Origin of the sequence: Plantibacter elymi (nom. nud.) (assembly GCF_900177795.1) — a bacterium.
Taxonomy (GTDB): Bacteria; Actinomycetota; Actinomycetes; order Actinomycetales; family Microbacteriaceae; genus Plantibacter; species Plantibacter elymi.
Map to the genome: position 1 here is coordinate 701,337 of NZ_FXWJ01000001.1, position 16,827 is coordinate 718,163.

The 16,827-nt window shown below is 70.0% G+C and carries 25 protein-coding genes; 15 read left to right on the forward strand and 10 right to left on the reverse strand.

Annotation, left to right across the window (positions count from 1 at the left end):
• Nucleotides 1–17 precede the first annotated feature (17 nt).
• Nucleotides 18–503: an NUDIX domain-containing protein gene (locus CCK91_RS03375; RefSeq protein ID WP_165766975.1), complete on the forward strand. Its 486-nt coding sequence runs from the start codon at nucleotides 18–20 to the stop codon at nucleotides 501–503.
• Nucleotides 500–1,114 (forward strand): HAD-IA family hydrolase, encoded by a 615-nt coding sequence (locus CCK91_RS03380; RefSeq protein WP_086472856.1) that lies wholly within the window; start codon nucleotides 500–502, stop codon nucleotides 1,112–1,114. Before CCK91_RS03375 ends, CCK91_RS03380 begins: the two co-directional genes overlap by 4 nt.
• Before the next feature lie 13 nt (nucleotides 1,115–1,127).
• Here CCK91_RS03380 and CCK91_RS03385 read toward each other — a convergent pair whose 3' ends face one another.
• From CCK91_RS03385 to CCK91_RS03400, 4 genes are all read right to left on the reverse strand, one after another.
• Nucleotides 1,128–1,901: a ParA family protein gene (locus tag CCK91_RS03385; protein WP_086472857.1), complete on the reverse strand. Its 774-nt coding sequence runs from the start codon at nucleotides 1,899–1,901 to the stop codon at nucleotides 1,128–1,130.
• Entirely contained in the window at nucleotides 1,898–2,407 is a 510-nt protein-coding gene (locus CCK91_RS03390) for a hypothetical protein (protein ID WP_086472858.1), read from the reverse strand. The genes CCK91_RS03385 and CCK91_RS03390 overlap by 4 nt, the downstream gene beginning before the upstream one ends.
• Nucleotides 2,408–2,573: 166 nt before the next feature.
• Entirely contained in the window at nucleotides 2,574–2,876 is a 303-nt protein-coding gene (locus CCK91_RS03395; protein ID WP_086472859.1) for a hypothetical protein, read from the reverse strand.
• A gap of 90 nt (nucleotides 2,877–2,966) precedes the next feature.
• Entirely contained in the window at nucleotides 2,967–3,848 is an 882-nt protein-coding gene (locus tag CCK91_RS03400) for a hypothetical protein (RefSeq protein WP_086472860.1), read from the reverse strand.
• Nucleotides 3,849–4,133: 285 nt separating this feature from the next.
• Between CCK91_RS03400 and CCK91_RS03405 the strand changes: the two genes are divergently transcribed.
• Complete coding sequence (locus tag CCK91_RS03405; protein ID WP_133059923.1) at nucleotides 4,134–4,478, forward strand: hypothetical protein; 345 nt, start codon at nucleotides 4,134–4,136, stop codon at nucleotides 4,476–4,478.
• Between the two features lie 19 nt (nucleotides 4,479–4,497).
• Here the strand turns inward: CCK91_RS03405 and CCK91_RS03410 are convergent, their stop codons facing one another.
• Nucleotides 4,498–5,385 carry a serine hydrolase domain-containing protein gene (locus CCK91_RS03410; protein WP_086473147.1) on the reverse strand — a complete coding sequence of 296 codons (888 nt, stop codon included), beginning with the start codon at nucleotides 5,383–5,385 and terminating at the stop codon, nucleotides 4,498–4,500.
• On the opposite strand from CCK91_RS03410, the gene CCK91_RS19900 reads away from it, so the two are divergent.
• On the forward strand, nucleotides 5,302–5,835 hold the full coding sequence (locus CCK91_RS19900; RefSeq protein ID WP_242664243.1) for a TetR-like C-terminal domain-containing protein: 534 nt from the start codon (nucleotides 5,302–5,304) through the stop codon (nucleotides 5,833–5,835). The two genes, CCK91_RS03410 and CCK91_RS19900, sit on opposite strands and share 84 nt — an antisense overlap.
• On the opposite strand, the gene CCK91_RS03420 is transcribed toward CCK91_RS19900, so the two are convergent.
• Both CCK91_RS03420 and CCK91_RS03425 read right to left on the reverse strand, forming a co-directional pair.
• A complete protein-coding gene (locus CCK91_RS03420) occupies nucleotides 5,836–6,123 on the reverse strand; it encodes a hypothetical protein (RefSeq protein WP_086472862.1) in 288 nt (95 codons plus the stop codon).
• Nucleotides 6,120–6,959 (reverse strand): NAD-dependent epimerase/dehydratase family protein, encoded by an 840-nt coding sequence (locus tag CCK91_RS03425; RefSeq protein WP_086472863.1) that lies wholly within the window; start codon nucleotides 6,957–6,959, stop codon nucleotides 6,120–6,122. Before CCK91_RS03425 ends, CCK91_RS03420 begins: the two co-directional genes overlap by 4 nt.
• Nucleotides 6,960–7,056: 97 nt before the next feature.
• Here CCK91_RS03425 and pdxR point away from each other — a divergent pair, with 97 nt between their 5' ends.
• Nucleotides 7,057–8,412, forward strand: a complete 1,356-nt coding sequence (gene pdxR, locus CCK91_RS03430; protein WP_242664379.1) for a MocR-like pyridoxine biosynthesis transcription factor PdxR — start codon at nucleotides 7,057–7,059, stop codon at nucleotides 8,410–8,412.
• Here pdxR and CCK91_RS03435 read toward each other — a convergent pair.
• On the reverse strand, nucleotides 8,369–8,905 hold the full coding sequence (locus tag CCK91_RS03435; protein WP_086472865.1) for an RBBP9/YdeN family alpha/beta hydrolase: 537 nt from the start codon (nucleotides 8,903–8,905) through the stop codon (nucleotides 8,369–8,371). The two genes, pdxR and CCK91_RS03435, sit on opposite strands and share 44 nt — an antisense overlap.
• A gap of 115 nt (nucleotides 8,906–9,020) precedes the next feature.
• On the opposite strand from CCK91_RS03435, the gene CCK91_RS03440 reads away from it, so the two are divergent.
• Nucleotides 9,021–9,476, forward strand: a complete 456-nt coding sequence (locus tag CCK91_RS03440) for an Lrp/AsnC family transcriptional regulator (protein WP_086472866.1) — start codon at nucleotides 9,021–9,023, stop codon at nucleotides 9,474–9,476.
• Between the two features lie 7 nt (nucleotides 9,477–9,483).
• Here CCK91_RS03440 and CCK91_RS03445 read toward each other — a convergent pair whose 3' ends face one another.
• Entirely contained in the window at nucleotides 9,484–10,128 is a 645-nt protein-coding gene (locus CCK91_RS03445; protein ID WP_086472867.1) for a flavin reductase family protein, read from the reverse strand.
• Between the two features lie 165 nt (nucleotides 10,129–10,293).
• On the opposite strand from CCK91_RS03445, the gene CCK91_RS03450 reads away from it, so the two are divergent.
• Genes CCK91_RS03450 through CCK91_RS03460 form a run of 3 tightly spaced genes read left to right on the forward strand, consistent with a single transcriptional unit; the run spans nucleotide 10,294 to nucleotide 12,011 of the window.
• On the forward strand, nucleotides 10,294–10,800 hold the full coding sequence (locus CCK91_RS03450) for a GNAT family N-acetyltransferase (protein ID WP_086473149.1): 507 nt from the start codon (nucleotides 10,294–10,296) through the stop codon (nucleotides 10,798–10,800).
• 36 nt (nucleotides 10,801–10,836) lie between these two features.
• Nucleotides 10,837–11,433 carry a gamma carbonic anhydrase family protein gene (locus CCK91_RS03455; RefSeq protein ID WP_086472868.1) on the forward strand — a complete coding sequence of 199 codons (597 nt, stop codon included), beginning with the start codon at nucleotides 10,837–10,839 and terminating at the stop codon, nucleotides 11,431–11,433.
• 41 nt (nucleotides 11,434–11,474) lie between these two features.
• Nucleotides 11,475–12,011: an MOSC domain-containing protein gene (locus CCK91_RS03460; RefSeq protein ID WP_086472869.1), complete on the forward strand. Its 537-nt coding sequence runs from the start codon at nucleotides 11,475–11,477 to the stop codon at nucleotides 12,009–12,011.
• Between the two features lie 45 nt (nucleotides 12,012–12,056).
• Here CCK91_RS03460 and CCK91_RS03465 read toward each other — a convergent pair whose 3' ends face one another.
• On the reverse strand, nucleotides 12,057–12,476 hold the full coding sequence (locus CCK91_RS03465; RefSeq protein WP_086472870.1) for an Lrp/AsnC family transcriptional regulator: 420 nt from the start codon (nucleotides 12,474–12,476) through the stop codon (nucleotides 12,057–12,059).
• A gap of 70 nt (nucleotides 12,477–12,546) precedes the next feature.
• Between CCK91_RS03465 and CCK91_RS03470 the strand changes: the two genes are divergently transcribed.
• The 6 genes from CCK91_RS03470 to CCK91_RS03495 all read left to right on the forward strand — a co-directional run bounded on the left by CCK91_RS03470 (nucleotide 12,547) and on the right by CCK91_RS03495 (nucleotide 16,796).
• On the forward strand, nucleotides 12,547–13,173 hold the full coding sequence (locus CCK91_RS03470) for a LysE family transporter (protein WP_165766976.1): 627 nt from the start codon (nucleotides 12,547–12,549) through the stop codon (nucleotides 13,171–13,173).
• A 147-nt stretch (nucleotides 13,174–13,320) separates the two neighbouring features.
• The gene (locus tag CCK91_RS03475; RefSeq protein ID WP_242664244.1) at nucleotides 13,321–13,482 is read left to right on the forward strand and encodes a hypothetical protein; all 162 of its coding nucleotides are present in this window, start codon (nucleotides 13,321–13,323) and stop codon (nucleotides 13,480–13,482) included.
• Nucleotides 13,483–13,612: 130 nt separating this feature from the next.
• Nucleotides 13,613–14,824 (forward strand): inorganic phosphate transporter, encoded by a 1,212-nt coding sequence (locus tag CCK91_RS03480; protein ID WP_086473150.1) that lies wholly within the window; start codon nucleotides 13,613–13,615, stop codon nucleotides 14,822–14,824.
• A gap of 11 nt (nucleotides 14,825–14,835) precedes the next feature.
• Complete coding sequence (locus tag CCK91_RS03485) at nucleotides 14,836–15,144, forward strand: hypothetical protein (protein WP_086472872.1); 309 nt, start codon at nucleotides 14,836–14,838, stop codon at nucleotides 15,142–15,144.
• A 2-nt stretch (nucleotides 15,145–15,146) separates the two neighbouring features.
• Nucleotides 15,147–15,848 (forward strand): DUF3349 domain-containing protein, encoded by a 702-nt coding sequence (locus tag CCK91_RS03490; protein WP_242664261.1) that lies wholly within the window; start codon nucleotides 15,147–15,149, stop codon nucleotides 15,846–15,848.
• Nucleotides 15,849–15,929: 81 nt separating this feature from the next.
• On the forward strand, nucleotides 15,930–16,796 hold the full coding sequence (locus CCK91_RS03495) for a zinc-ribbon domain-containing protein (protein WP_086472873.1): 867 nt from the start codon (nucleotides 15,930–15,932) through the stop codon (nucleotides 16,794–16,796).
• Nucleotides 16,797–16,827 lie beyond the last annotated feature (31 nt).

Genomic DNA, 16,827 nt, shown 5'->3' on the forward strand with positions numbered 1-16,827 from the left:
TTCCGTAGACTCCCCGCATGCCGATGTCCGACTACGTCGCCTCGATCCGCGCCCACATCGGGACCGGGTTCCTCATGCTCCCCGGGGTCACCGCGGTGATCAGGGACGGGGACCGGTTCCTCCTCGGTCGCCATCACCACTCCGGCCTCTGGAGCCTGATCGGCGGCGGCGTCGAGCCGGGTGAGGAACCCGCCGACGCCCTCCTGCGCGAGGTCCTCGAGGAGACCGGCGCCCGGGTCCGCGTCCGCGGGATCGTCGGGGTGTACGGCGGCGAACCGATGATGGTGCGCTACCCGAACGGCGACCACGTCGGGTACGTGACCACCGCTTACGACTGCGAGCTGCTCAGCGAAGCGACCGCGGATCCCGAGGAGCTCCTCGAACTCGGCTGGTTCGCTCGGGACGAGATCCTGACGCTGCCGCGACGTGACTGGATCGATCGCGTCATCGCCGACGCTCCTGGGCATGAGTCGGCGGGCAGCGAGGAACGGGTCGAGTCGTGATCCGCGTCGTCCTGTTCGACCTCGACGGCGTGATCCGACACTTCGATCCGGCGCAGGTGTCCGACATCGAGGCCAGGTACGGACTCCAGCCTGGGGTGCTCGCCGGGATCGCCTTCGCGGCGCCGCTCATCGACGAGGTCACCACCGGCCGGATCACGAGAGCCGAATGGGTCAGCCGGATCGGACACCTCGTCGGTGACCACTCGGCGGCGGAGGAATGGGGCGCTCAGACATGGTCGGTCGACCACGCGCTGCTGGACCTGTCCGACGAGATCCGAACCGCGGGCTTGACGACTGCGGTGCTCACGAACGGCACGGACACCATCGCTGCTGAACTCGCAGCCTCGGGCATCGCCGACCACTTCGACGCGATCTTCAACTCTGCGGACACCGGCTTCGCGAAACCCGACGTCCGAGCGTTCCAGCATGTGCTCGATGCACTGGAGGTGCGGGGCGAGGACGTGTTCTTCACCGATGACTCGGCAGCGAAGCTCGCCGGAGCAGCACGCCTGTCGATGTCCACGCACCGGTTCACGACGGTCGACGACCTTCGGGGTCGCCTGCACGCCGCGGGAGTACCGGTTCGTGGTGCGCAGGCACTCGACCGCTGAGACGTCGTCCGGGTCAGCGCTTGCGCCTCGGAGTCGTCGTCTCCGTGCGCAGCTTCACGACAGCCCGTACTCGCTGCCAGAGGGCGGCATAGGCTCGGGCTGCCTCGGTGGCCGGCGCGTAGCTGCCCACCGGTGCGCGCTCGGACCCCATGCGCTCGAGATGCACGGTGGACGGGATGACGACGTCGATCACCGACTTCCGCTCCCTGGGGAGTTCGTCCACGGCTACTCGGTGCTGGGTCTTGCGCCGATCGACCATCGACAGGAACGCGACGACGGGTGCCCGCGACGAGGATTCCGAGACGAACTCGGTCACCTGGTCGAGCGAACGCATCGACAGCGGGGAGGGCACGAGCGGGACCACGATGGCGTCGGCGGCGGTGACGGCGTTCTCCGCGACGAGTGACGCTCCGGGCGGGCAGTCCAGGATCACGAGGTCGTAGTCGTCCTCGATCTGCTCGATGATCTTCGCCACCCGTCGTTCCGACTTCTTCGCCTGGTCGAACACGAGGTCGAGGTCGCGGTAGCTCGCGTCCGCCGGCAGGACGTCGAGGCGTTCGTACACGGTCGAGCGGATGGCGCCGGAGACCTTGTGCTGCCCGCCGACGAGGGCGCCGACACCGCCCTTCACCTTGGGCTTCACGTTCAGCAGGAAGGTGGCTGCGCCCTGCGGATCGAGGTCCCAGAGCAGGACCCGCGCGTCCTTCGCAGCCTCCCAGGCCAGGTTCACCGCTGCTGTCGTCTTCCCGACGCCACCTTTGGTGCTGTAGACCGCGAGGACCTTCACGCCCGGTTCGCCAGGTCGACCCGCTCGAGGAGGGTGGCCTTGTTCATGCGGGAGTAACCGACGATCCGCTGTTCCTTCGCGAGCTCGCGCAGTTCGATCAGCGTCGGCACCGCGCCAGCGGGCTTCGGCAGCGGCGGAGTGAGCTGCGGTGTGGGTCGTGCGTCCGGTCCGGTGGCCGCTGCATGCGTCGCGAGCGCCGCATGTGCGCGGGCCTGCTGCTGCGTCAACTCGCGAACGGACTGCTCGTGCTTGACGGCGAGCTTCTCGGTCCGTTTCGCCAGCGCCGAGACCTGCTTCCGCAGCTGCTTGCTGGAGGTGCGGACGGCGTCTCGGGCGGCCTCCACTGCGGCTTCGGCACGGGCGACCGCTTTCTCAGCTCCGCGCCGGAGCTTCTGCTCCACTGCCCGCTGTTCAGCTGCCAGCTTCTTGGCCTGCTTCTCGGCCTGCTTCGTGCTGGCCCGCTTCTTGTCCGTCTGCTTCTTGTCGGCTTGCTTCTTCTGAGACATCGCACGTACCTCCGCTGAGTGGACCCGCTCGGTTGTGACCCACGGTACCGATCTGCCGCCTCACGGTCGATGATTCCCTGCCGCTGGACAGGAACCCCGGTGTCGGTGGCTTGGTCTACGGTGAGGTCTGGTCGACGTCGCATCCCCAGCTGACAGTCCTCGGGCCTCACTGGTGAGGCCCCCGCGAGACATCTTCGCGACGTCGGCCCGCCTTCACTCCCGCTTGCGCGAACCCTGCGGACGCGACCGCGATCAGGACGAGGATCATGAGCGGCGGCATCGCGGCCTGGACGCCTTCCTGTGCCACGAGCCAACCGGTTGACGCGGCGCTCGCCGCGATACCCGCGGCGGAGGCCGAGTTGATCCAGGTGAAGCCCTGCGTCAGTTCCCGTGGGACGACCGTCGCCTGCACGATCTGCGAGGAGGAGGCGAGCAGCGGTGCGATCGCGGTCCCGCCGACGAGGAGCATGATCGCCTGGCCGAGCAGGGTCGGCCAGACGGCGCCGACGAGGACGGCGAGCGTGAGGACGACGGACGCGATCAGCTGTACGGTCTGCGGTCACGGGGTCGATCGCAGCGCACCGTACAGCGCGCCGGCGACGATGCTCGCAGCGCTGGAGAGCGCGAGGACGAGTCCGATGAACGGTTGCCGTCCCTCCGCCGTCGCCGCCGCCGTGACGAGGAGCGGCACCGCACCGAAGAAGCACCCCAGCCCGAGGTTCACCCCGAGCGCCGCGAGGAACGGCGGGGCGAGGAGGGTGGATCGGTGGGTGTCGGCCCCGCGGTCCGTTCGACGTCGCGGTATCGGTGCGGTGGAGCGTTGGAGGGAGAGTGCGACACAGCCGGCAGCCACGAGGATCGCCGCTACCACGGACCCGGCCCACGGTGCCAGAAGGGTGCTGGCCAGCGTGGCGAGGATCGGTCCCGACAGGAACACGACGTCGTTCACGTTCGCCTCGAGGGAGAAGGCGGTCCGGAGCGCTGCGGGCTCCGGGAGGAGCCGCGACCAGCGTGCCGCCGATAGGGCGCCGGGCTGCGGGATCGCGGCGCCCGCGATGACGACGGTCGCCAGGGTGATGCCGATCGGCGCATGTCCTGCAGTGGTGATCGCGACGATGACTGCACTGACGTGCACGAGCACGGCTACCGGAACGGTCGCCGTCTGGCCCCACCGGTCGATGAGTCGTGCGATCTGCGGACCGACCACCGCCTCGGCGAGGGCGAACGCCCCCGTCCCCGCACCTGCGACCGCGAACGACCCCGTCGCGTGCTGGATCGAGAACAGCAGCCCGAGTCCGGTCATGGCGACGCCGAGCCGGGCGAGGGCCGCAGCGAGGAAGAACTGCGGCGCCCCGGGCCGGACGAGGACACCGCGATACCGGCTGGCGGCTGCGCAGACGGGGCCGAGGATGGATGGCGGGATTGAGCGAGCAGTCGTCATGGACGATGCCTCCGAGGCGGAGCGGGGGATCGGTCGGCAGACAAGTCGGCCTGGGCTTCGACGATCACCACGACACCGCGGTACCCATCCATCGTGCCCGCCAGGCCTGTGGGGCGCAAGCATCCTGAGCCGCCCGTGGTGGACGGTCCGCATGAGGCGTGGGTGGGTGGTGCGGTGGGGTTCGGATCCCGTGCTCTGCGGGCGGTCCTGGCGCTGGTATCTTACGGATGGCGCCGACACCATCGGGGTATGACTCCGGATGCGGTGACGAGTGACGAGGTATCGATGCGAACGATCGGCGTACTGGACAGTGACGACCGCGCCCGCGCGTCTGCCGTGTCGTGGCTCGGCTCCCACGCACCTGATCTGCAGGTGACGATCGCGGCGTCGTCCTGGGGCGAGATGCTCACGAACGAGCGCTTCCCGCCGAGCGCGGTCGTGTTGTGCCCGCGAGCCGGGGACCGCGTCGACATCGCGTACAAGGCGCGTGTCTGTCGCATCCTCGACATCGACGTGGTCGTGCTTTCCGACGCTCCGCAACAGGAGATCCGGTCGGGGCACCGGAGCGTCGGCGCCACATTCGTCTCGACCGTCGAAGCGGCGGCGGGAGTGCTCCGCGCCGGAAGCTGACCCGCGCCCGCAGCCGGGCTCAGCCCGTGGTGTCGGTGAGGAACGAGGACACGGAGGCCGCGATGCGGTCGGCCCCCTCGTGGTCCTCGGCGGTGATGGTGACCACGGCGTCGCCGGCGAAGACGACGAGCTGCCCGTATGCGCCGTGGAGTCGCCAGGCCTCGCCTGGACCGTCCCATCCGGCGAGCGCATACCGTTCGTACCCGGCGCCGGTTCCGGAGGTCACCCAGTCGGCGTGCATGGCGTCGATCCACTCCGGCGACAGGAGCTGTTCGCCTCCCCACCGGCCGCGGTCGCGGATGAGTCGTCCGATGCGGGCGAGTTCCGTGGTGCGGAGCTGCAGCCCGCCGCCGGATGCGATGAATCCGCGGGGGCATCGCTCCCAGGGTGCGTCGTGGATGCCGAGCGGGGCCAGGAGTCGCTGCTCGAGGTAGTCGCCGACGTCACCGACCCGGGTCTCGAGCGCGCGCATCGCCGTGTAGGTGCTGGCGTTCGAGTACTGGAAGACGCGACCGCGGGACGGCCTGCTCAAGAACTCGAGCGCCAGGTCCGGCCAGTCGGACAGCAGGGTCGGTGACCAGGGGAGGTCGACGCCGCTCGTCATGTTCAGGAGGTGGCGGAGGGTGACGTCGGCGGTGCCCTCGCCGAAGTCGGCTTCCGGGAACACGGCGCCCAGCGTGGTGTCCATCGTGATGAGGCCGTCGTCGATGGCGAGGCCGGCGGCGAGCACACAGACGCCCTTCGCTGCGGAGTGGATGTCCTCTCGGACGTCCTCGGTCCAGCGATGCTCGGCTTCGTCGTCACCGGCGAGCACGTGCAGGCCGTGCGCGGCGAAGCCCTGCTCAGCGATCTGCTGGACGATGCGGTCGCGGAGGAGGGCTGCTCGGGTGGTGTCGGCTCGGGTCACGGTTCCAGTCTGCCCGACGCCCGCACGGCGCGGAGGCCAGACACCGGGTGCGTCCACTGCGACCTGATCACCGGCATCTCCACCCTGGCGGACGCCTTCCAGGGTTCCCCGATCACCCGGGCGCTTCCGGGGCTCGTGTCCGACCTCGAGGCGGACCCGGCGTTGCGTGAGGTCTTCCGCCGTGACTACTTCGAGGCTCGCCGGGCGACCTCGCGTGCGGTGCTCGAGCACGCGGTCGAGCGTGGCGACATCCAGGGCGGCCTCGACATGGAACTCACGCTCGACCTCCTGGCGGCCCCGCTCTACTACCGCGCCTTCTTCGGGCACCAGCCGATCGACGACGGCCTGGCCGAACGGACCGTGCTGAGCGTCCTGAACGGCGTCGCGTCAGTCGACTGGCAGCGCCACCACCGAGCGCGGCCCGCCGCATCGAGCACCGGTGGCGCCTGATCACGGCGACAGAACGTCTGCGACGTCGCGTCCAGGCTCCGCGAGGTCGGCTGACGGAGTCGGGTGCGGTGCGGCCCACCCGCCCGTCGCCCAATAGAGCGCCGGTAGGAGGACCCACGTGAGGGACACGACGAGGACGGTCGCGTTGGCGACGACCGTGGCCAAGCGGGGCCAGTCACTGGTGAGCGGGTCGAGGCCGATGTTCAACGCGACGCTCATCGGTAGGACCCCGGCGAGGGTGACGACGGCCTGCCGCCAGGATCCGCGACGGAATCGGCGCCGCTTCACGCGAAGAACCCGTCGCGCCAGCTCGGGTACCGCAACGTGAGACCTGCCGCTCTGGCGGCCGCGTTCGACACCGGCCGGCCGATGTCGCCTGAGATCGATGACGTCGGCGGCGGCGCGCCGACTGCAGCGGCGAACCGCGGCACCCACTCGTGGCCGCTGGCGGGCTCGTCGTCGACGATGTTCCACGTCCCGCGACCCCATCCGAGCGCGAGCAGGAGCGCCGCGGCGGCGTCGGAGGTGTGCACGAACGAGGTGACGGTCTCCGTGGCCGGGAGCTCGCCCGCACGGGCGGCGTCACCGAAGCGTCCGGCGGTCGAATACCAGGTTCCGGGCCCGTAGAGCTGGCCGAACCGGAGGACCCCGCCGTCGTGGAGCTCCTGCACGGCGCTCTCGAGGGCACGCACCGCGGAGATCGTCGTCTGCCGGGGCTCCGGTGCGTCCAGATCGAGCGGATCGGACTCCGTCGCGGGCTCACGACAGGGGGAGTGGACCCAGGAGATGCTCTCCGCGACCATCCGTGACGTTCCGGCCTCGTGAGCTGCGTCGACGAGGTGACGGGTGCCCGCGGTGCGCAATCGTGCGTTGCTCCCTGAGTCTCCCGCGGTCAGATCGGTCAGGAGGTGCACGATCGCGTCCGGCCGGGTGTCGACCACTGCCCGCACCGTCGCGGTCCGGTCGAGGACGTCCAGCAGGAACGGTGTCGCCCCGGTGTCGGCGACGCGCGCGAACTTCGAGAGCGACCGGGTCGTCGCGATCACCTCGTGGCCTGCTGCTCTGAGCAGTGGGATGAGCGCGCGCCCGAGCACGCCTGATCCGCCCGCGATGAACACCCGCATGAGCACGTCCTTCCAGAAGATACGATTCGACCCTATTTCGCCGGTGGACCGATGATGAGGGCCAGAACGAGTCGCATATCCTGGTCCAGTGGACCTGATGCTCCAGCTGGACCCGACGTTGCCGAAGACCCGAGCCGTCGAACACGCCATCCGGGCCGCGATCGCCGATGGACGGGCCCGACCCGGTATGCGATTGCCGTCGTCCCGGGAACTCGCGCTCGAGCTCGGGGTGGCTCGCAACACGATCGTGGCCGTCACCGACGACCTCGTCGCCGAAGGTGTTCTCGAGGCCAGAGCCCGCGCGGGCACATTCGTCGCGCGCAGCGTCGCGCCACTCCACAGCGAAAGCCGGACGCCAGCGGGTGCCGGGCCGGAGTTCGACCTCAGACCGGGGCGACCTGAGGCGGGGTCCTTTCCGAGCGCGCGTTGGCTCACCGCCATCCGGCGCGCCGGCGCCGCAGCTGCCGACGTCGACTCCGACGGTGCCGGCAGCATGGCGCTGCGTTCCGAACTCGCCTCCTACCTCGCCCGCGCTCGCGGGGTGGAGACGACCGCTGACGCCATCGTGATCTGCGCCGGGTACCGGACTGCCAGCGCGCTCCTCGCGGCAGCGCTCGCTGCGGGCGGAGCGTCGTCCGTGGCGATCGAGGACCCGTCGCTGTTCGGCATCGAACGCCCATGGTCGACGTCGGGGTTCACCGTGTCCGACCTCGTCGTGGACGAGGACGGCGCGGACATCGGTCGGCTCGATGCCCGCACGGACGCCGTCGTGCTGACGCCGTCGCACCAGTTCCCACTGGGTGGGGCGTTGGCCCCGGTGCGACGTCGACTCGTCGTGGATTGGGCGATGGCGAACGAAGGCCTCATCGTCGAAGACGACTACGACGGCGAGTTCCGCTTCGACCGCCGCCCGGTCGCCGCGTTGCAACGGTCGGCACCGGAGCGCGTGGTCTACGCCGGCAGCGTGAGCAAGACCCTCGCTCCAGACCTCCGCCTCGGGTGGCTCGTGTTGCCGCGCGACCTCGTGCGTCCGGTCGTCGAGGCGTCCGAGGCGCTCACGGGCGGAGCGCCGATGCTGAACCAACTGGCTCTCGCCGACCTCATCAGGACCGGCGAGTACGAGCGTCACATCCGCCGGCAGCGCCGCGAGTACGCCCGCCGTCGCACCCATCTCCAGCAGGCGCTGCGCAGCGTCGGTCTCGAGGTCCCCGGTCTTGCCGCCGGTCTCCACGGCCTCATTCCGCTCGGCGATGCCGCCCCGACGGTGCTGTCCCGGCTCGAGTCCCAACCCGATCACGTCGGCGTCCATCGCCTCGCGCGCTACACCCGGAGCCACGACCGCCCGGAGGCCCTCGTCGTCGGGTTCGCCACGCCGTCGCGAGCGCGGTTCGAACCGGCGATCGAGGCCCTCACGTCGCTGCTGACCGCTCGCGACCCCCGACCCCCGCGCTGAACGCGGTCAGCAGTCGCCGGCCCTCCGGCCAGGCGCCGAGTCCACTGGCGGAGTTCACGTGGCCCTGGCGCCCGATGGTAATCCGAGGCACGCCCCACGTCGCGGCGAACCCGGCCGCGCGTGCCTCCGAACAGTACGGGTCGTCGTCACTGGTCACGAGCAGCGCGGGTGCGGATGGCCGGACATCGAGATCCTCGGCGAACGCAGCGGCGACCCTCGGGAACCGCGGCCCGTCGGGATCGGGGGCGGCGACGAGGAACAGCCCGGCGACTCGTGCAGGGTTCGCCGCTGCCCAGCGGACGGCCAGCAGACACGAGAGGCTGTGCGCGACCAGGATCGCCGGTTCGTCCGCCACCGCTCGGTCGAGGGCGGCGGACCAGTCGTCGAGGTCCGGTTCGTCCCAGGAAGCCGGTGCGAACCGGCGGATCGCAGGCGTGTCGCGCTCCCACTGGGATTGCCAGTGGGCGTCGTCGGATCCACCGATCCCGGGCATGGTCGATGATCGACATGGGATTCCTTCGTCGTGGTCGGGCGATCTGCCCTCAGCGTGCCAGTCGAACCCTCGGTCTCAGCAGCTGGAGCGTCATCATCCGTTGTTTACTAAGCAGATGACGGACGATGCTTCGCTTTCCTTCGATCGAACGGATCAGACGATCCTCGACGTGCTCCAGGTCGACGGGCGGACCACGATGACCGACCTCGCCCGGCTCGTGCATCTGTCCCAGCCGGCGGTGTCGGCGAGGGTCCGCAAGCTCGAGCTCGCCGGGTACATCACCGGCTACGGAGCTCGGGTGTCGCCGCAGAAGCTCGGGCTCACGACGCACGCCGTCGTCCGACTCCGGACGACCCACGCGCAGATCCAGGCGTCACTGAGCCAGTTCGACGAGCTGCCGGAGATCCACCGGATCTACCGAGTGACCGGCGAGGACTGTTTCGTCCTCGATGTGCACGCGCCCTCGCCGGAACGCCTCGAGCAGATCATCGACGCCATCGGCCGGTTCGGTCCTGTCAGCACGGCCCTGGTGCTGCGCGAGTACCCGGCCCACCCCATCGCCAGCCGCTGAGTCTCCGTCAGCGGTACCACTCCTCGTCGATCGTGGCGAGGCGCGAGGGGTGCACCTGGTCGGTAAGGCCGAAGAACTTCTGGAAGCTCATGATCAGGGGTCGCCACCGCAGCGGGTCGATCCGGTTCGGGTGGACCGCGTCCTGGATCCCGGGATGGACGTGCACCCGTGTGACGGTCACCTCGAAGGTCGAGGCGGAACCGGCCTCGGCTGGATCATCAACGTTGAGCGGATGGACAGCGGTCACCCGGCCTTCCAGCGACACCGGGCACTCGGCGACCCGCGGGGGACCGACCGTCGTGGACGGCACGGCGGTGAGGCCGGCGAGGGCGAACTTGTCGGCGGCGTGCCGATAGCCGACCTGCTGCTTGGCCGCGGGCACCGGATCGCGGCCGGTCGTGAGCGCGAGACGGTCGACGGCGTCCACCTGGGCGACCGACGGCAGATTCATCACGACCTCCCCGGTCGCGAGCAGGTTCGACGCCGTCTGCGACCGCATCCCCATGCCCAGGACGGCCGTGTGATCGAGCCAGAAGACCGACGACATCGGGGCGAGGTTCGGGCGGCCGTCGGCGTCCACCGTGCTGAGCAGCACGACGGGTGTCCCGAAGTAGAGGATGGCGGGGTCGATGTCGACATGGGAGTGGGGCACGGGTGTCCAGACATCAGGGAAGCAAGGCGGTCACCCTTCAGCCTCCTCAGTCGCGTCACCCTGAGCTGGCGGGAAACGGTCGTCGCATCGGGGTGGTCGAGTGCACCCGGCGGCGACTACCGTTGACGGGTGTTCACCGTGATCAATCTCGCCGACGGCGTCGACATGCGGCCCTTGGGGCTCGGCGATGCGAAGGAGCTCGCTGCGGCGTACTCGCGGAACCGCGACCATCTGGCGCCGTGGGAGCCGGCTCGATCCGACGAGTTCTTCACCGAAGCCGGGCAATCGGCGGACCTCACCAGCAAGCTCGCGTCGAGTGCCGCCGGGACCGGATACTCCCTCGGCCTGTTCGACGGCTCGACCATCGTGGGCCGGTTCAACGTGTCGGGGATCGTCCGCGGCCCGTTCCAGAACGCCGGGTTGGGCTACTGGGTGGACGCGGAGTACGCGGGTAAGGGCCTCGCGACGGCGGCCGTGCAGGCGATCGTCCGGGTGGCGCGCGACGATCTCGGCCTGCACCGGGTCGAGGCGAGCACCCTGCTGCACAACCACGGTTCGCAACGGGTGCTCCGCAAAGCCGGGTTCGAGCACATCGGCATGGCTCCGTCGTACCTGCGGATCGCCGGCACCTGGCAGGACCACAACCTGTACCAGGTGATCCTGCACCGCTGACCATCCGGGACCGGGCGCCTTCGCTATCGTGAGCGCATGCTGATCAGACACCGGGACCGCGAACCGTCGATCCACGAGACCGCGACCGTCGCGTCGTCCGCCATGATCGTGGGCGATGTCAGGATCGAGGCGGGTGCTCGGATCCTGCACGGTGCGGTGGTGTCCGCCGAAGACGGCGAGGTCGTCATCGGCGAGGACACCGTCGTCATGGAGCACGCCCTGATCCGCGGACGGTCCGGTCACCCAGCGCTCATCGGAGCCGCCGTCATGATCGGGCCGCACACGCACGTCAACGGCAGCGTGGTGGCCGACGAGGCGTTCATCGCCACGGGTGCCTCGCTGTTCCCCGGCAGCCGAGTCGGGCACGGTGCCGAAGTCCGGATCAACGGTGTCGTCCAGGTCAACACCGTGCTGGAGCCGGGTGCCGTTGTTCCCATCGGATGGGTCGCGGTCGGGACGCCGGCATCGATCCTCCCGCCCGAACGTCACGATGAGATCTGGGCGATCCAGCGACAGCTCGACTTCGGCGGGACCGTGTACGGCGTCGGACCCGAGGTGTCGATGCGCGAGCTCATGCGGCGGCAGTCCGAGTTCTACGGAGCCCATGCAGGCGACGAGCCCGTCGGTCGCTGAGGCCTGTGGAGTTCCGCGCTTCCCCCATGCAGACTGGGGTGATGACAATCGCCCGTGTCGTCTCGGTCAGCAGCGACGATGAGCACCGTTTCTCCAAGCCGCGACGGCACGCGATCACGCTCGTCGCCGGGCTGGGCGTCGAGGGGGACGCGCATTTCGGTGCGACGGTGCAGCATCGGTCCCGGGTGAGACGCGATCCCACGCAGCCCAACCTCCGGCAGGTCCACCTCATCCACCGGGAGCTCTTCGCGGAGGTGGACGCCGACCTCACTCCGGGCGAGCTGGGCGAGAACATCACCACCGAGGGGCTGGACCTCCTCGACCTCCCCGCGGGTGCAGTGCTCCGACTCGGGACCGACGCCGTCGTCGAGGTGACGGGGCTTCGGAACCCGTGTGTCCAGATCGACCGCTTCGAACCGGGCCTGCTCAAGCAGGTCGTCGGTACGGACGCAGAGGGGCGCACCGTCCGCAAGACGGGAGTCATGGGCGTCGTACTCGTCGGTGGCGTTGTACAGCCGGGTGATCCGATATCCGTGGAGCTGTCGGACGGAGCCCGCGAACCCCTCGCGCCGGTCTAGAGACAGGCCGCGGTAGCGCGATGCGACGGCGCGCGTGGTTCCCGCCTACCGGAGCGCCAGCCGCGTCTGCGTGTGGGTCGCCCCTCCGTCGTTCTTCATGTTGCGGAGGAGGCGGTCGAGGGCGGCAGTGCCGGCGACGCGGATGTGGACGAGGTAGTCGTAGGCGCCGGTGACGTGCACCGCGTCTCTGATCTCGGGGATCCGTCGGGTCCACTCCAGGAACTCCTCCGACTTGCGCGCAGGGTCGAGTCGGACGTCGATGAACGCCTCCAGGCCGTCCTCGGCGACCGGGGCATCAGAGCCGAGGATCGCGCGGTACCCGGTGATGACGCCGCTGTGTTCCAGACGACGGACACGGGCCGCCGTCGCATTCGTGCTCAACCCGATCTGACGGCCGAGCTCACTGAACGATATCCTCGCGTTCAGCTGCAGCACGCCGATGATTGCACTGTCGAGATCGTCCATGCGACACAGTATGCCGTCTCACTGCGAGAACGCACTGTCGGGACCGGTGCGCTGCACCAGAGTCGTCGGCATGGATGTCCTCCTCGCCCTCCTCGCCGGGTCCGTCGCCGGCCTCGCTCTGGCCGCGCCGCTCGGGGCGATCGGGATGCTGCTCCTGCAGGAGGGCATCACGCGCGGGCTGCGCAGTGGACTGCCTGCCGCCGCCGCCGTGGCGACGGTGGACGTGTCGTACTGCGCGGCCGCCGTCGCTGCCGGTGCGCTCGCCGGTCCCATCGTGAGCGGATGGTCTCCCTGGCCGCAGCTCCTCGGTGGTGTCGCCGTCATCGCGCTCGGAGCGCACGGGCTCCTGCAGGGCCTCCGTGCGAAGCCGTCAGCCGGGGAACCGCCCGCTGAGCGCTCGGGCACCTCGCGTCAGCGCTACCTGCTCTTCCTCGGTCTGACGGCGATCAACCCGGCCACCCTGGTGTACTTCGCGGCGATCCTGACCGGGCTGGCCGACTTCACGGAATCGGGGTCGACGGCGGTCGCCTTCATCGTGGGTGTCGGGCTCGCATCCTTCGGCTGGCAGGCGCTGCTGGTCGCGCTCGGAGCCGGGCTCCGGCGGAGGACGGGCGCGTCCTTTCGGAGGTGGACGGCCGTCGTCGGCAACGGTCTGATCGTCGCATTCGGTGTCGCACTCATCGTCCAGGCGGTGTGACCGTTCGGGTCGGCGAGAAAATCGGCGATTCCCAACGGATCTCGCCGTCCTCGATGCTCGATGTCGGACGGAGGCCTCGGCGGTGCGCCACCCGCTGAGACGCAGCGTGCTCCGGATGGATGTGCCATCGGGCTGCTGTCGGGCATCGTGTTCAAGCTGTTGCAGGACTACTCCGCGCAGCGGCGCGCCGGCCTCGATCCGGTCTTCGCCCGTGACCGGTTGCCCGAAGTCAGCGGGATCGAATGCTGGCAGGACGCTCTCAGCGTGACCGGCCCTCTGCCCGTGCAGGAGGCCCGCACCGTTCGCTGACGCGGACATCCCGGTCACCCACGGCGATCTCCGCGTCAGCCCTCCGGTCCCCGCCACGGAACGTGAACAACGGGTGAATCCGCCCGCTCGCCCGTTGTCGATCCAGCGATCGAGGAGCAAGCTCGTCGCCGTGGACCCCATCATCCTGCTCTCGCTCGTCGTGATCACGGCACTCGCCTTCGACTTCACCAACGGCTTCCACGACACCGCGAACGCGATGGCGACCTCCATCGCCACCGGTGCGCTGTCGCCGAAGATCGCGGTCACCCTCTCAGCGGTGCTGAACCTCGTGGGCGCGTTCCTCAGCATCGAAGTCGCGCTCACCGTCACGAACGCGGTGGTGAAGATCCAGGACTCGTCGGGAGCTCCTGATCCCGCGCTCCTCGAGGGAGGCGGCTCGGCGCTCCTGCTGATCGTGCTCGCCGGGCTCATCGGTGGCATCATCTGGAACCTGCTCACCTGGTTGCTCGGTCTGCCGTCGAGCTCGTCGCACGCGCTCTTCGGCGGTCTCATCGGTTCGACGCTCGCGGGCCTGGGCCTGAACGGCGTGAACTGGGCCGGTGACGGCTCGAAGCTCGACGGCGTCGTCGGCAAGGTCATCCTCCCGGCGCTCATGTCGCCGTTGCTCGCCGGCGCGGTGGCTGCGATCGGCACCTGGCTCGTCTTCCGCGTCATCGGCAACCTCGCCCAGGGGCGTCTCCACCGCGGCTTCCGGATCGGGCAGATCGGCAGCGCGTCGCTCGTCTCGCTCGCCCACGGCACGAACGACGCACAGAAGACGATGGGCGTCATCACCCTCGCGCTCATCGCGGCCGGCGGCTGGGACGACACCGAGTCGGTCCCACTCTGGGTGAAGCTCGCGTGTGCCCTCGCGATCTCGCTCGGTACGTACATCGGCGGGTGGCGGATCATCCGCACCGTCGGCAAGGGCATCGTGGAGTTGAACACGCCGCAGGGCATGGCAGCCGAGAGCTCCTCCGCCGCCGTCATCCTCGCCTCGAGCCACCTCGGCTTCGCCCTCAGCACCACGCACGTCGCGACCGGATCGATCCTCGGCTCCGGGGTCGGACGGCCAGGTGCGCAGGTGCGCTGGCGGGTGGCCCTCCGGATGGTCGTCGCCTGGGTCATCACCCTTCCGGCCGCCGCGCTCATGGGTGCGGTGATGTGGTGGGTCGGTCACCTCGCGGGCGGGGCGATCGGCGGAATCCTCATGGTCGCGATCCTCGTGGGTGTCGCGCTCGCCATCTACCTGCGGTCGCGCCGCGACAGCATCGGATCCCACAACGTGAACGACGACTGGCAGGACGCCCCCGCCCGCTCGTCGCAGAAGACCGCAGCGTAAGGACGTCGGACATGTTCATGCTCTTCCTCGAAGCCGCCGCCCAGGTGGCTGTCATCGCGCTCGTGCTCGGCGCCGGGCTTCCCGCGCTCTTCGCGCTGGGTGTCCGCTCGTTCGCGGTCGCCGGAGGCGCCGGGTCCGACGACCGGAGCGGGTCGGCCGCGCCGACGATCCCGTCGGGGCTCCTCCGCGCCATCGGCGTGCTGTGCTTCGCCGTCGTCGTCGCCGCCGTGCTGGTCGGACTCACGATCATCGTGGCGACCGGTCTGGGGCAGGAGGTCAGCTTCGACCACGTCTTCCCGACCTTCACCCCGAAGGACTGAGCGTGTCGCACGAGAACGGGACGGACCTCACCGGCCACGGGTCCGGCGTGGTGGCGCGCGTTGTCGGCTGGCTCCGCGCCGGATACCCGACGGGCGTGCCCGAGCACGACTACGTGCCGCTGCTCGGCATCCTCCGACGGAGCCTCACCCCCGAGGAGCTGGACCAGGTCGTCGAGGGACTGCTCGTCGAGGCGGAGAACGCCGATGCGAGCGGTGAGCCGGTCGGCCACGATCGTCTGCGGGCGCGTGTCGAACAGCTCCTCCTCGGTCCGGCGCTCCCGGAGGACCTCGTCCGCGTCTCCGCCCGGCTCGCGAGCGCGGGCTGGCCGCTCGGCAGCCCGGACGACGTCCGCGCGGTGGCGACTGACCAGGACGACGCCGGTCGGGAGGCGCGCGCGACCCTCCTCGAGGAACGCGGAGGGCTGGTCGCCCGCATCGTGCGCTGGCTCCGAGCCGGGTATCCCGCAGGATTCCCCGACCAGGACTTCGTCCCGCTCGTGGCGCTCCTCCGTCGGCGACTGAGCGACGCCGAGGTGGCCGAGGTGGGTGCGCGCCTCGCGGCCGAGGGCGACACGTCGCTCAGTCGGGTCGACGTCGCCACCGCGATCGCGCGGGTCACCGCGGAGCTGCCGAGTGACGAGGACGTGGAGCGTGTGCGGCGGTCGCTCGCCGACCACGGATGGCCGAGCGACTTCGCGGTCTGAAGGTCGAGTCGGGGCGCCGGGGTGACGACCACTGCGTCCTCAGTCGTGGCCGGTGTCGGGGGCTCGTCGTAGGTTCGGCTCGTGCCGGAACGTGTTGAAGCGTGGTGGGCCCGCCGTCAGCGGTCGAAGGGCCTCGACACGCCGTACCCGGTGGGCGCCTACCGGCAAGCGTGGGCGTCGTTCCCGGCGCTGTGGCGGCAGTACCATGCGGATCTCAACGCCGGGATCGTCCTGAGCCAGGTGCCGCCGGCCGCCGATGTCCTGCTGCAGTGGCAGTGTGACCGGGGACACCGGTTCGTCGCGACGCCGGCTGAGCAGCGCTCGCGGCCCGGACGCGAGCGTCGCCGCAGTGCGTGGTGCCCGGAATGCTCCGATGAGGCGGATCCGTCGAGGATCGTCGCACTGCCGATGCGGGAGTCGGTGACCGATCCGGTGCCCGCGGTCGCCGGGATCATCCGGGAGCGTCGTGCGCGCCCGAAGGCGTCGCTGTGCGAGAAGACCCCCGACCTGCCGGTGGGGGAGGCCTTCACGTCCGTGTGCGCGCCGAAGCCTGCGTCCGCTGTCGAGGCTCAGCTGCGCGCGGACGTCCATGAAAGGCTGGCGCTGGCCGAAGGGCTGAACGCCGTGCGGGTGCAGCGACCGTTCTTCCAGCACCTCGAGGTGTGGCCCGACCTGGTCTACCCGGAACTGCGCATCGCCATCGAGTACGACAGCATCGGCAGGCACGGCCTGGAGCACGTCGGACGCCGCGAAGCCGTCGACCGACGGAAGGACCGCGCGCTGCGGTCGGCCGGCTGGGAGGTCGTCCGCCTCCGCACCGGGAAGCTCGAGCCCCTCGGCCCCTTCGATCTCCAGCTCTCGTCGTGGAACAGTCGAGCCCTCGGACGCCTGATCGACACGCTCAGGGCCATCCGGGGTCCGTTGCTGGTCGACGCGTATCTGCGGTGAACCGCAGGTGCCAGGACCGGGCGATGATGCG

Excerpts from the sequence above, each read along its gene's own strand:
- CCK91_RS03375 (WP_165766975.1), top strand. The coding sequence starts at position 18 with ATGCCGATGTCCGACTACGTCGCCTCGATCCGCGCCCACATCGGGACC.
- CCK91_RS03390 (WP_086472858.1), bottom strand. The coding sequence starts at position 2,407 with ATGTCTCAGAAGAAGCAAGCCGACAAGAAGCAGACGGACAAGAAGCGG.
- CCK91_RS03395 (WP_086472859.1), bottom strand. The coding sequence starts at position 2,876 with ATGCTCCTCGTCGGCGGGACCGCGATCGCACCGCTGCTCGCCTCCTCC.
- CCK91_RS03400 (WP_086472860.1), bottom strand. The coding sequence starts at position 3,848 with ATGACGACTGCTCGCTCAATCCCGCCATCCATCCTCGGCCCCGTCTGC.
- CCK91_RS03405 (WP_133059923.1), top strand. The coding sequence starts at position 4,134 with ATGCGAACGATCGGCGTACTGGACAGTGACGACCGCGCCCGCGCGTCT.
- CCK91_RS03425 (WP_086472863.1), bottom strand. The coding sequence starts at position 6,959 with ATGCGGGTGTTCATCGCGGGCGGATCAGGCGTGCTCGGGCGCGCGCTC.
- pdxR (WP_242664379.1), top strand. The coding sequence starts at position 7,057 with ATGCTCCAGCTGGACCCGACGTTGCCGAAGACCCGAGCCGTCGAACAC.
- CCK91_RS03435 (WP_086472865.1), bottom strand. The coding sequence starts at position 8,905 with ATGCCCGGGATCGGTGGATCCGACGACGCCCACTGGCAATCCCAGTGG.
- CCK91_RS03440 (WP_086472866.1), top strand. The coding sequence starts at position 9,021 with ATGACGGACGATGCTTCGCTTTCCTTCGATCGAACGGATCAGACGATC.
- CCK91_RS03450 (WP_086473149.1), top strand. The coding sequence starts at position 10,294 with ATGCGGCCCTTGGGGCTCGGCGATGCGAAGGAGCTCGCTGCGGCGTAC.
- CCK91_RS03455 (WP_086472868.1), top strand. The coding sequence starts at position 10,837 with ATGCTGATCAGACACCGGGACCGCGAACCGTCGATCCACGAGACCGCG.
- CCK91_RS03460 (WP_086472869.1), top strand. The coding sequence starts at position 11,475 with ATGACAATCGCCCGTGTCGTCTCGGTCAGCAGCGACGATGAGCACCGT.
- CCK91_RS03465 (WP_086472870.1), bottom strand. The coding sequence starts at position 12,476 with ATGGACGATCTCGACAGTGCAATCATCGGCGTGCTGCAGCTGAACGCG.
- CCK91_RS03470 (WP_165766976.1), top strand. The coding sequence starts at position 12,547 with ATGGATGTCCTCCTCGCCCTCCTCGCCGGGTCCGTCGCCGGCCTCGCT.
- CCK91_RS03485 (WP_086472872.1), top strand. The coding sequence starts at position 14,836 with ATGTTCATGCTCTTCCTCGAAGCCGCCGCCCAGGTGGCTGTCATCGCG.